At 47.1% G+C, this 12,214-nt stretch carries 10 protein-coding genes; 2 read left to right on the top strand and 8 right to left on the bottom strand.

The window, feature by feature from the left end; genetic code table 11:
* The first annotated feature begins 34 nt into the window (after positions 1-34).
* Positions 35-760, top strand: a complete 726-nt coding sequence (locus tag NFHSH190041_RS02270) for a hypothetical protein (RefSeq protein ID WP_261923705.1) — start codon at positions 35-37, stop codon at positions 758-760.
* Between the two features lie 175 nt (positions 761-935).
* Here the strand turns inward: NFHSH190041_RS02270 and NFHSH190041_RS02265 are convergent, their stop codons facing one another.
* The 3 genes from NFHSH190041_RS02265 to NFHSH190041_RS02255 form a co-directional block, all read right to left on the bottom strand.
* Entirely contained in the window at positions 936-2,519 is a 1,584-nt protein-coding gene (locus NFHSH190041_RS02265; RefSeq protein ID WP_261923704.1) for a methyl-accepting chemotaxis protein, read from the bottom strand.
* Positions 2,520-3,471: 952 nt separating this feature from the next.
* A complete protein-coding gene (locus tag NFHSH190041_RS02260) occupies positions 3,472-3,663 on the bottom strand; it encodes a DUF2986 domain-containing protein (RefSeq protein WP_261923703.1) in 192 nt (63 codons plus the stop codon).
* A 109-nt stretch (positions 3,664-3,772) separates the two neighbouring features.
* Positions 3,773-5,824, bottom strand: coding sequence for a slipin family protein (locus NFHSH190041_RS02255; RefSeq protein WP_261923702.1), 2,052 nt, complete (start codon positions 5,822-5,824; stop codon positions 3,773-3,775).
* Between the two features lie 604 nt (positions 5,825-6,428).
* Here NFHSH190041_RS02255 and rtcR point away from each other — a divergent pair.
* A complete protein-coding gene (gene rtcR, locus NFHSH190041_RS02250; RefSeq protein WP_261923701.1) occupies positions 6,429-8,090 on the top strand; it encodes an RNA repair transcriptional activator RtcR in 1,662 nt (553 codons plus the stop codon).
* Between the two features lie 148 nt (positions 8,091-8,238).
* Here the strand turns inward: rtcR and NFHSH190041_RS02245 are convergent, their stop codons facing one another.
* From NFHSH190041_RS02245 to NFHSH190041_RS02225, 5 genes are read right to left on the bottom strand one after another with little or no spacing between them, the layout of a single operon-like run.
* Positions 8,239-9,003 carry a heme ABC transporter ATP-binding protein gene (locus NFHSH190041_RS02245; protein ID WP_261923700.1) on the bottom strand — a complete coding sequence of 255 codons (765 nt, stop codon included), beginning with the start codon at positions 9,001-9,003 and terminating at the stop codon, positions 8,239-8,241.
* Complete coding sequence (locus NFHSH190041_RS02240) at positions 9,003-10,046, bottom strand: FecCD family ABC transporter permease (RefSeq protein ID WP_261923699.1); 1,044 nt, start codon at positions 10,044-10,046, stop codon at positions 9,003-9,005. The genes NFHSH190041_RS02245 and NFHSH190041_RS02240 overlap by 1 nt, the downstream gene beginning before the upstream one ends.
* Before the next feature lie 20 nt (positions 10,047-10,066).
* The gene (locus tag NFHSH190041_RS02235) at positions 10,067-11,011 is read right to left on the bottom strand and encodes a hemin ABC transporter substrate-binding protein (protein ID WP_261923698.1); all 945 of its coding nucleotides are present in this window, start codon (positions 11,009-11,011) and stop codon (positions 10,067-10,069) included.
* 26 nt (positions 11,012-11,037) lie between these two features.
* Positions 11,038-11,460 carry an ExbD/TolR family protein gene (locus NFHSH190041_RS02230; RefSeq protein ID WP_261923697.1) on the bottom strand — a complete coding sequence of 141 codons (423 nt, stop codon included), beginning with the start codon at positions 11,458-11,460 and terminating at the stop codon, positions 11,038-11,040.
* The gene (locus NFHSH190041_RS02225; protein WP_261923696.1) at positions 11,457-12,197 is read right to left on the bottom strand and encodes a MotA/TolQ/ExbB proton channel family protein; all 741 of its coding nucleotides are present in this window, start codon (positions 12,195-12,197) and stop codon (positions 11,457-11,459) included. The genes NFHSH190041_RS02230 and NFHSH190041_RS02225 overlap by 4 nt, the downstream gene beginning before the upstream one ends.
* Positions 12,198-12,214 lie beyond the last annotated feature (17 nt).

Genomic DNA, 12,214 nt, shown 5'->3' with positions numbered 1-12,214 from the left:
CCTTTTTATTTTAATCATAACAATGAGTTTAATTATGAATTTCAATAGCTTCCCTTATAGCCTTGATATTAAGGGAAAGTGTTTTCAAGGTGAGTTAGATACTTTAACAGGTATTTATGCCGGTGGTTCAGTAGAATCCATAACCACAACATCAACCAGAAATAATCATACGACTAGTTCAACTTCTTACCACACGACTATCAATGTGCGTATGGCTAATGGAAAGGTAAAATCTGTCGTTAAATCTGGAAAAGTAAATGTACCTTCTCAGAGCGCTATAACATTATTCTATTATACGAATGATGGATACTTATATCCTTATGCCGTATATATTCATGATACAGATGAACTCCACACTCTTGGTAAAGTAGAAAATAAAAAAGTTTGTACAATAGTTAGCGGATGGAGCTCTCTACGTCGACTTTGGGGTAGTATTATTGACTTTCTGCATATAGCCTCAGTTATTGCAATTGCATCTTTGGCAGCATTCTTCGTTAATGAAGTGCTAAAGTGGGACACTTTTGCTATGTGCTTAACCTTCCTTGCTGCACTTTGTATTGCAATATTTTGCTTAAATGCACCAGCAAGATGGCTTGGAGGGAGTTTCTCCGTTTACGACGATTTAGAAGTTGAGATAAAAAGAATCACTCTGGCTAGAGCGAAAGAAATTGATAACGCAATAAGAAATAGTTACAACCCAACAGATAACTTATTAGATATTCAGCCATATCCAGAAATCGAATATACCCCAACAAGATAACCCCCACGCTTATTAACTTAACCATCAATAAAATATCACAGCATTCGCCCTCCGTGAGGGCGCATGATTGCAGTTAACAAAGGGAGGACTAGCCCACCATCTCGCTAGTCATAAAACACCATCAACACAGTAATAATCCCATGTTGATGGCCATTATCAATTTTTATCTGTTCGATTAAAACTTGAAGTGCCCCACTACTGCGGTCAGTTGCTCCCGAGTGGTAGACAATGACTCAGCAGTGGCATGGGTTGCATTGCCGCTTTGGCTTAACTCATCCACCTTTTCCTGAATGGTCACCAGATTGTGGTTTATCTCTTCTGCTACAGTACTCTGTTGTCCGGCTGCAGTCGCAATTTGATTGCTCACCCCATCAATATCAAAAACATATTGGTTCAGTTGCGACAAATTACTGGTTACAGCTAACGTCGTTTCCGCCGTATCTTGGCAACTCTTACGGGTTTGATCCATCGCAGCCACAGCTGATTCGGCGCCATTACGCAGTTTATCCAGCATGGTATTGATTTCACTCGTGCTGCTCTGAGTGCGGGCGGCTAGAGCACGTACCTCATCGGCCACAACCGCAAATCCCCGGCCCTGCTCTCCAGCTCGGGCCGCTTCAATCGCCGCATTCAACGCCAGCAAATTAGTCTGCTCTGCAATCCCGCCGATCACATTAAGAATGGAGGCAATCTGTTGGCTCTGTAGATTCATGTCCTCAATAGTCGCCGCTGTATTTTCCACCTCACTGACAAGGGCATTCACCGTATTTGAGGCATGCTCTACCGCCTGACGAGAGCGCTCGGCCTGTTCATTCGCTTGCTGAGTAAATTGAGCCGAAGATGACGCATGATCTGCCACATTATGGGCGGTTGCACTCATCTCAGTCATGGCCGCAACCACTTGATCTGTTTCTACCTTATGGGCTTCAATAGCTAAGCTATTCGCCTGAGACTGCTCAGTTAACTGATTTACCTGCTCAGAAATATGCTCACTGGCATCACGGATTTCTGACATCATTCGACGCAAATAGTCGATCACCCTATCCAAGTCTTCAGCCAGTGAATACAGCTCGTTACTACCTCGGATCCGTACTTTATCGGTCAATTGACCCTGCGCCAGTTTTTCCATCACAGATTTAATCAAGTTGACGGTATCAACCAATTTTTTGCTGGTCACAAAAGCTGCAGTAATTGACAGAATAATAGCCAGCGCAATTAATCCCGTCATAGTCAGCTGCATATTGGAAATCGCACTGGCAGTCTCATCCCCAACACCATGATTGCGCTCCGTAATAATGGTTACGATATTGGTCATTTTATGGCTAATATCGACCCCGAGCGCATGGCGTTCCTTACTCACAATCAAATACGTATTTTGCTGTTTAGCTTGAGCAGAATCCTGACGATATAACCGCATATATTGCTCAATGCTAGGAACCAATTGTGCAACATCATCCGTCTTCTTATTTAAATAACGCATTTTATAAGTCGACATTTTCTGCAACAACGTATGGATTACGTCAAGATGTTCATTCACTTCCTGAGGATTATCAGAGATGGATGCTAATCTGAGTTGAAAAAACTCCTGTCGCATATCGGTAAAAACTTGAGAAAGTGCAGTGTTATTCACCAACCGCTGATTATTAGCATAAAGCTGTTTAAAAGAGGTGAAGGTATAAACCGCTATCAACACCATGAGTAAACTGGATACCAGAGATGGAAATACTGCCAGGAAACTGGTCTTAATATTTTTTATCATTGAAAATTTGCCAAATAAGAATGATTCGGGTTTAAATAAATAATAACGAATGCAAGATAATTTCAGCCGCCATATTAAAATTTGGCATTATTGATAGCAAATAAAGACATTGCGTTAACAAAATGCGCAAAACGAATTGCTTTTTGCAAACTGTAGACATTTTTGTTGATTTGACTAATATTTTTATACAGAGAAGAACGTCGACACAACAATTAAACAAACAATCAATATAAATATTTCCTTTTTTTTCAATTATATATTATTTAAACTGCATTTTTTCTCGCGTGATTACGTCTTCTCCCATGCAATTATCAATAATAAAATATAAATTAACCCATCATTAATATTTATAATAATACTATAGAGCTAACAAATGCTCAGACTGAGTTATCACAATCAACTTCTCTTTTCTGGGTCATTACTGGCTATAAACTAGGATGAACAAAAAAGTCATAAGTCAATATACCTTATTGGTTATATTAACTTATTAATGCATCATCCAAATAACAAGGATAAATTCCATATTTCGAGATAAGATGAATCAGCCTTATTAACTAAAATAGTCCTACAACGGCGATAACCACTGACATAAAAAGATAAAAATAGATTTTAAATCAATAGGTAACCAATAACACCTTCTCAGTGCCCCTCTATTACAACCCCCATAGTCTGACAACTTCATACCCAGTCGTAATAAATAAAACAGACTAAAAACACCAAACAGGGTAGGAAAAGGCAATTAGCCATACCTAACAGGAAAATAAACCGACAATAATCAGCAATGAAGAAAGGCAAAAAACGGAGTATCTCTGCCGGGTAGATAAGTGCAATCCACCACCAATACACAGCTATCTAAAATGGGAAAACCCTATCTCACTATAGGGTTCAATACAGCTGTACGCCGCAATAACACTCTGCTCATTACAGGGCAGCTAACACAATAAACAGAACATTATCCCCTTGCGCTTATCTCATCCACAGAGGATGCCTCATCAGTCCCCTTGGTATCTGCAGCTAATTGCGCCAAGCGTTCACGTTCAGCCTTAGCGATGTACTTTGGCTTATTATTGTTACCGCTCATTTTGGCTTTTTTCTTTTTATCTTTGGCTATCAGGGTCTGATTAATTTTCTTTTTACGGTTCATAGCATCTTACTGAGGATTAAAAGTGGTCAGCAGTGTAACAAAAGTGCCGAGACTATGCCGATAGCTTTAATGCCTGAGCAGTATTCAGACCCAATAAACCACGGCCTAGCTAACCTATTTTCACCGTGCCCTGCATCAAGCCTTCCAAACCACCGTACACAGAAAGATTACCCACTTTTTCAGAGACTTTCTCCAATGCTTCCAGCTCCTTAAGTCGTAGCAAGATAGGATTATTCTCGATCATTTTTGCGGTGTTATGCAGGCTGCGGGTCGCAGCGGTCTCTTCCCGGCGTTTTATCACATTAGCTTCAGCAGACTTTTGTGCTTCAACAACCTGATTAAGAATGGTGCGGATTTCGCCTGGTAAAATAATATCTTTCACCCCAACCAAATGCAGTGCTATCCCGGTCTGCTGTAACTGTTGACTCACCAGCTCAAACACCATCTGATTGATATACTCCTTATCGGCCAACAATTCATCCAGCGTTTTAGTTCCCACCGCCTCGCGCAGAGCCAATTGCAGATATTTATACAGCAGCTCATCGATATTTTCTGCGCACTGGGCTGCCAGCACAGCGTCCACCACTTGCACGCTGGCAGTGAGATTTAGCCGCAGACTGACCTTATCTTTACTCAAAATCTCCTGACCAGAGACATCCAACAACCGGATCCGAGTATCAAATTCACGCACATCAATTTGTTGGTCAAATTGCCAGAAACCATATTGCCCCGGTGACAACGACTGAACTAACTCACCATTTTGATACAATAACCCCTGATGGTAGGGGGCAACAACACAGGAATATACGGGCTGACAAGCACTCACTTGGGCACTGCGTAGTAACTTATCCGCACGATTAACTCCTGTTCGGTGTAATTGAGCCAGTAATTCAGCGGATAACTGACAATTATGCGCGGTATCCAAGGTATCCAATTGCAATACGCCCGCTTGTCGCCAGCAATACAGACTGTCTCCCGGCGCCATCACACCAACAAGCTGACCATTGTGCCGCACCAATCCCACCTCAGTCCCAGTGGTTGTAAAATGCTGCAGTGAGTCTAACAATGGCGGATACTCAGCCAACAGCTGTAAAACATTATCTTTCTGAAATACCAACTGTTGTTGCGAATAAACTTCAGCAGTGAAACGACAATTAAATTGCCAAAAACCATAATTCCCCGCCGGTAAGACACGATGTAACCGGCCATCAAGATACAACAATCCCACCTGCTCCGCGGGAATAACCAATGGATATACCGGTGGTGTTATTTCTCCCTCATGACCTCGTAACAATGCGGTATTAGGGTTATCAGCAATACGATGGATACCATTTAGCACTTGAGCAGTAATCTGTCGGTCACCACTAATATCCACACAATCCAACCGCAATTCGCCACTATTACGCCAACAGTAAAGTCGATCTCCTGGTGCCATCACCCCAGCCAGCACATTGTGACGAAAAATCAGACCAACCTGAGCGATACCAGTACTAAATTGCTGTAAATGGTCAGCCAGTGCCGGACACTCCACCAGTAATTGAGGAATATTCTCTTTGCGTAATACCAGCCTATCCAAACTAAAGGTTTCCACACTAAACTCAGCGCCATAATGCCAAAAACCATAATGTCCAGCTTCTAACACGCTATGCAATCGACCATTAAGATACACTAAGCTGATATGCTCTCTGGCAACTGTCACCTGATAAACCGGTGCCACTGGCTGTCTCACACGACTAAACACCGGTGGATAATCAGTTGCAGGGCATAGTTGTAAACTTGCGTATAATTGTGGAGATAATTGTCGCCCCGCAGCCAAAGGCACTAACTGCAGCGATAACTCTCCAGCGGCCCGCCAACAGTAGCAACTTTCTCCCGGCGGAATAATCCCGACCAGTTGGCCAAAGTTATACAATAATCCGATCTCATCATCGGCAGTATGCACTGGCAATAGATGCGTATTGAGTTGTGGGTATTGACGAAGAAAACGCTCATCATCGGGTTTATTGAATACCAGTTCATCCAGCTGATAAGTTTCACATTGATATACATCCCCCCAATGCCAACGTGAATAACGCCCTGGGGATAATAATTCCTTAAATTGGCCATTCTTAAATACTAATACTCGCTGTGTTTCAGCCACTTCAATGGTAAATCTTTTCAATCTAAATCCTGTATAACCGCCTCAGTGAGCCTTGACTTAAGGTTAATCGGCAGTATCAAAACGCTATGCTGACACGGTGCCAAGCTGGGATCCGACGGGGAGCAGACTTTCCAGTATCGCGCTATCAATACCACGCGTACTAGTATGGCCAACTTGCCATCGCACCTGAGCCCGGTGCGGATTAATCTCAGTGGTCACGCCATCTGAGGTCAGTTGTTATGTTCGGAGTTACTGCCATTGCAGCCCCCGCAGTTATACGGGAATTTCACCCGCATCATATTTATCTAAGAGAATGAGCACTGGGTGAAAACAAGACTAAAAGCTTGTTTTAGATAGCGGTATACGCAGTTGCAGCGCGCAGCGTACCCGGATGTAATGCACACATACCGTAAAGCTATTGTGATTCACCAATGCGATCATGCTTTATCAAGCTCTGTGCCAGATTGAGAAAAACATGCAAAATATTTATTAACCCACTAATTTAAATGGATTTATTTTTTACTTCTTATATTGTGACGGGGAAACAGCGACTGATACCACTGGCAACAACCTATCCAAACAGATAGGATGCCAATCCTTTTGGATACAACACATTGCATCAACCATGTCTTTTTCCTCTCCTCCCGCCACCCCGCGGCCAGTCACAAGCCATGGACTAAATTCATCACCGCGCCGCATTGTTGCGGTTGGATTTATCGGGACCCGACTTGATCTCACCACTAAACAACCACGCTGGCGGCCAACACCGGGATTATGTAGCCAAGCCGATTTTCTAATAGATGAATTGCAACTATTACACGGGCACCCAGCCAAAGAGCAGGCCAAACAATTGGCCGATGAAATTCAACACTTATCTCCCCAGACACGGGTGGTATTGCATGAATTAAACTTCAGTGATCCTTGGGATTTTGAAGAGGTATATGCCGGTCTATATGACTGGTGTTGCCAGTATCCCTTCGAACCTGAGCATATTGACTATCTTTTTCACATGACAACCGGTACCCATGTCAGCCAAATCTGTGGTTTCTTGCTAACCGAAAGCCGTCATTTCCCCGGCCGTTTGGTACAAACCGCCCCCTGTGGCGACAGCCTCTGTGGCCGCAGCCAAATCATTGATTTAGATCTATCCCGCTATGATCAACTGGCTAACCGTTTTGCTACTGAGCAACATGTTGGTAATGCCTTTCTTAAAGGGGGGATTGCCACACAAAATAGTGCTTTTAACGCCATGATTGCCCAAATTGAAAAAGTAGCTATCCGTTCCCGGGAACCAATTCTGCTTCGGGGGCCCACTGGGGCAGGTAAAAGCCAGTTGGCAGAGCGGATTTATCAATTAAAAAAACAACGGGCCATCCTGACCGGGGCATTTGTTGCCGTTAACTGCGCAACCCTGCGGGGAGAAAATGCCATGGCCGCCCTATTTGGCCATACCAAAGGCGCATTTACTGGCGCCGCAGCGGCCCGCAATGGCTTTTTACGCAGCGCCAATAAGGGCGTGCTATTTTTGGATGAGATAGGAGAGCTGGGGCTAGATGAACAAGCCATGTTGCTCACCGCCTTGGAGAAAAAGCGCTTCTTCCCAGTTGGCAGTGATACCGAAGTGCACAGTGACTTTCAACTCATTGCCGGGACAAATCAAGATTTACCTCAGCAGGTCATCGCGGGGCGCTTTCGCGCAGATCTGCTGGCTCGGATTAACCTATGGGATTATGCCCTACCGGGCCTAAAGCAAAGACCCGAAGATATCGCCCCCAATTTAGATTTCGAACTGGAGCAATACTGCCTACAACATGGCGAGCGTATCAGCTTTAGCAAAGAGTCCCGAACCGCATTTCTCAATTTTGCAACATCAGCGGCTGCATTATGGCGTGGTAATTTTCGCGATTTAAAAGCCGCCGTGACCCGGATGGGAACACTGGCTGAAGCATCCAGAATCGGGATAACTCAGGTCACAGAAGAGATCCAACGTTTAACCACCAGTTGGGGCAATACCCCTTGCCAGTTAAGCCATACGCATAAATCACCAGAAAATGGATTGGGGCAACAACTGTTGGGGGCACCCCACTGGCAGCAATTGGATAATTTTGACCAACAGCAACTTGAATATGTACTGCAAATTTGCCATCGGCATACCAGTATGGCCGCCGCAGGACGAGAGCTCTTTAACCAAAGTCGCCAGCAAAAAAGCACCCATAATGACACCAGCCGGTTACAAAAATACTTGGCTAAATTCAATATTCAATGGGCCATGCTAAAAGCGCAATAGACTGACTTAATATCATCTTAGAGTGATGTTAAGGCCACTCAACTTGGGGCCAAATACACTCCATCAATCATTTAGCAATATTCTTGTCTCCCAAGCCCCTCACAGCTTTTTGATGATGTGAGAAATAACCGCGGGCAAAGATGTAGCCTCAGGCAATCACCACAGGATAATCAAACTGGGGATGGGGCAAAATTTGCACCGGATACTGGTAAACCTGCTCGATCAACTGGGCAGATAGCACTGCCGCGGGCGCGCCATCGGCCACCACCTGCCCTTGATTGAGCAGGATCAAACGATCCGCATATTGCGCAGCGAGATTCAGGTCATGCACCACGGCAACAATGCCGGCGCCCTCCCGTGCCAAACGTTGCAACAAGGCCAAGGTATGGTGCTGATGGGCAATATCCAGTGCCGACGTCGGCTCATCCAGCATCAGCATTGCCGGGCGCGGGGAATGGGACACCTGAGTCAAGATCCGCGCCAGATGCACCCGCTGCTGCTCCCCACCAGACAAACTGGGATACAGCCGCCCTGCCAAATGGGCAACACCTGTTTGTGCCATATTGTCCCGCGCTAACTGATGGATCTGTGCTCGGCTGGCCGTCAGGGTTAATCCCCCCAGTTCCACCACTTCCTGCACGGTAAAATTAAAACTCAAACTGCTGGATTGGGGCAGAACAGCGACGGATTGCGCTAACGCTCCCGGGTGCCAGTCCTGCCGCGCTTTACCATAAAAATGTACCTGACTATCACCGGCCAGTTCGCCGTTAATCAGTTTAAGTAGACTACTTTTCCCCGTGCCATTAGGGCCAAGGATCATGGTGAAACAGCCACAGGCAAAGCTCAGGGACACATCATCCAACAGGGTTTTGCCGCCTAACCTCAGCGTGGCATTGGAAATTTCAATCGCCATCAGGCTAAACGTCCTCTTTGTTTAAACAGCAGGAGTAAAAAGAAAGGGGCGCCAATGGCCGCGGTAATAATCCCCACCGGGATCTCCAATGGCGCTACCACAGTACGGGCAATCATATCGGATAACAGTAACAACAAAGCACCAAGCAGCATGGCAACCGGCAATAACCGCTCATGGGCCGGACCGGTAAACTGCCGCGCCATATGGGGGACCACCAAACCGATAAACCCTATCATGCCAGCTAACGCCACAGTAATACCGACGCCCGCGGCAGTGAACAGAATCAATTTGCGCTTCAGCCGCTGCACATCAATGCCCATATGGCGGGCTTCTGCCTCACCCAATAACAATGCATTCAGAGGCTTGGCCAAACGCCAGAACATCAGTGCCAATATCAGTAAGGCAGCATAAGCCAACGCCAGATTATCCCAACTGGCACCGGCTAAAGAGCCCATGGTCCAAAGTGATAAATCCCGCAGCGCCTGATCATCGGCAAAATAATTTAGCAGCCCAAGTCCAGCGCCGGCCATGGCTGCCAGCGCCACCCCGGCTAACAACATAATAGTGACCGAGGTACCTTGAGCACTGGTGCCCATGTAATACACGGCAAATGTTGCCAACGCGCCGCCGATAAAGGCAAATAGCGGGACGGTTCCCAAGGTCAAAAATGCGGTATGCCCTACCACGCCACCCAATAATACGATAGCAATCGCCGCCCCCAATGACGCCCCGGCCGACACGCCAATAATACCGGGGTCTGCCAGTGGGTTACGGAACAACCCCTGCATCACGGCGCCACACATGGCCAACATGCCTCCCACGGCAATCGCCAGTAATGTTCGGGGCAGTCGCACTTCCTGCACAATTACCCGGGCATATTCTGGCAACTCACTATCAAGCTGCAGCAACGCTCCAAAGGCAGATTTAAAGCCGATATCCATCGGCCCCAGCGCAATAGAACCCGCCATCACCAGATACAACAAGGCCGCAGAAATCGCCACTAATACTCGCAGAGAAATTCGTCGGGTCATCAGGTGTTCCATAGCCATCATCCTGCTTTGCTTTATTCCGCGCGCGGCAACACAGCAGCGACTGCGCCAGCATGGGTTAATTCGCCCTGTAACCGCTCAGCTAACGCCAAACTGGCTAATCCAAAGCCCCCTTGAATCGCCGCACTGGGGATGGCAATCACCCGCTGATTTTGTACTGCGGGAGTCTGAGCCAATAGCGGCTGCTCAGCCACCAGCCCAGCAATGCCGCCCAGTTTTTTGTAAGTGCGCTCAGCCAGTAAAATCACATCCGGCTGCATCTGTACAATCGCCTCACTCGAGATCTGCTTATAACTGTTGCTGTGTGCTGCGACCGGATTTACCGCGCCAGCCAGTTCAATCACAGTGTTGGTTGTCGTACCTTGCCCTGCAACCGTCATCGGCCGACCTTTAGCGACCATCATAAACATCACTTTCATTGGCTGAGCCGATTTATATTGCTGCAGCGCCGCAATTTGTGCCGCGACCCGGGACTTGATTTCATCGGCTTGTTCCCGGGTATCCGTCAAGGTCGCCAGCTTATCAATCCGGGCATTAAAGTCCGTCAGACTGTTACCTGATGGCAACGCCTGCACATCAACCCCGGCAGATTGTAATAAGGTCAATGTGGTCTCTGGCCCCATTTCATCGGAACCCAGCAGATGGGTCGGCATCAATGATAACAGCCCTTCTGCCGACAGCTGGCGGTGATAGCCCACAATCGGTAATTCGGTGTCGGCCACTAAAGCTTTACTGGTTAAATCCGCGGCAATCATATGGTGCTTAGCACCCAACGCCAGCAGCATTTCAGTTACGGTGGAACCGGCACTGATAATGCGCACATCCGAGCTTCCCCCAGCTTTAGCGCCCGTTTCAGGCTCAGCCAATGCCGGTATGGCACACACGGTACTCAGCCCCAGCAAGGCAGCAACGAAAAATCGCTTTGATGTCGCGGGCAGATGAGAGATAACAGGTTTCATGGTTGGTAACTTCCTTTGGCAAACTGTCATGGGCGGCCGCCCTCCATCATGATATTGGTGGCCTGAATTTGGTGACGCTGCATAAACTCAAACAATTTCAGCAGCTTCTCGACACTGGCTTGTTTATCACTGGCGATCACCACAGGTCGTTGCGGGCTTTGTTGCACCGCTTGGGTAAAGGCTGCGGCAAAATCATCCCACTGGTTAAACGCCTGTTGCTGCAGTCCCCACTGGCCATCAGCGGCGGGGACGCTAACCGACAAAACTGTATCAGCTGGGGTATTGAGAGCTGTGGCAGATTCCGCTTGAGGGATAGCCACATCCAAGGTCTGAACTTGAATGTTGGCGCTGAGCAGCAAAAACACCATCACAATAAAGATAATGTCCATCAAAGAGGTCAGATCCGGGCTAAGGGCTTCATCATCAGTTGGGCGGCGAGAGCTAATCATGCCGAGGCTCCCGCCAGTTGTTGGCGACGCTGTTGTGGGATGGATTCAGCTTCCTGACAATGACCGCAATCCGTCGTGCTCGGCGGACAAGCAATCTTGTCAACACTGAGGCCAATCAGATGCAAATTGAAATGATTTAACAGGTATTCAATGGTATCGAGCTTACGATTAGCCCACAGGCTAAACAGTTGGGAGCAGGCTATCGCAGGCACCGCAATCAACAGGCCAGCTGCGGTTGTGGCCATCGCTAACCCTAAGCCATCAGCCAGTTGAGACGGAGTCACCGCCCCTTGCGTTGCGGCCACATCCCGGAACATCTCAATCAACCCTAAAACCGTGCCCAGCAACCCCAGTAACGGTGACAACACCCCGATAATCTGCAGTAGCCGCAAGCCCGCCATAAACTGACGTCGCTTTTCCTGCAACCACAGGCTGACAGCTTCCTCCCGTAGGGGTTTGGCAAACTGGCGATGACCAATCAACATGCAAATCCCCTGTGATAATGCCCCCTTATCCCGCACATGCTGTTGCAGATAAGTATCGAGCTTGGCGTCATCATCCAGTGACAGTTGATAAAGATCAGACTGCATCACGCCACTGTTGGCTTTGCTGTTAAGCAGAAAAAATACCAGCCGCTCAATAATCAGCATCAGCATCAATACCGATAACAGGGTCAGCGGCCAGCGCATCATGCCCAGCTGATTATGGATGGCACTAAAAAACTCAATATAAGACATCGGGATACACCTTTTGT

The organism is Shewanella sp. NFH-SH190041 (genome assembly GCF_024363255.1).
Classification (GTDB): domain Bacteria; phylum Pseudomonadota; class Gammaproteobacteria; order Enterobacterales; family Shewanellaceae; genus Shewanella.
Note: the sequence above shows the minus strand (reverse complement) of the source record. Positions and strands in the feature narration are given on the sequence as shown.

Bases quoted from the DNA above. Each gene is read 5' to 3' on its own strand.
- NFHSH190041_RS02270 (WP_261923705.1), top strand. From the start codon at position 35: ATGAATTTCAATAGCTTCCCTTATAGCCTTGATATTAAGGGAAAGTGT.
- NFHSH190041_RS02265 (WP_261923704.1), bottom strand. From the start codon at position 2,519: ATGATAAAAAATATTAAGACCAGTTTCCTGGCAGTATTTCCATCTCTG.
- NFHSH190041_RS02260 (WP_261923703.1), bottom strand. From the start codon at position 3,663: ATGAACCGTAAAAAGAAAATTAATCAGACCCTGATAGCCAAAGATAAA.
- rtcR (WP_261923701.1), top strand. From the start codon at position 6,429: ATGTCTTTTTCCTCTCCTCCCGCCACCCCGCGGCCAGTCACAAGCCAT.
- NFHSH190041_RS02245 (WP_261923700.1), bottom strand. From the start codon at position 9,003: ATGGCGATTGAAATTTCCAATGCCACGCTGAGGTTAGGCGGCAAAACC.
- NFHSH190041_RS02240 (WP_261923699.1), bottom strand. From the start codon at position 10,046: ATGGAACACCTGATGACCCGACGAATTTCTCTGCGAGTATTAGTGGCG.
- NFHSH190041_RS02235 (WP_261923698.1), bottom strand. From the start codon at position 11,011: ATGAAACCTGTTATCTCTCATCTGCCCGCGACATCAAAGCGATTTTTC.
- NFHSH190041_RS02230 (WP_261923697.1), bottom strand. From the start codon at position 11,460: ATGATTAGCTCTCGCCGCCCAACTGATGATGAAGCCCTTAGCCCGGAT.
- NFHSH190041_RS02225 (WP_261923696.1), bottom strand. From the start codon at position 12,197: ATGTCTTATATTGAGTTTTTTAGTGCCATCCATAATCAGCTGGGCATG.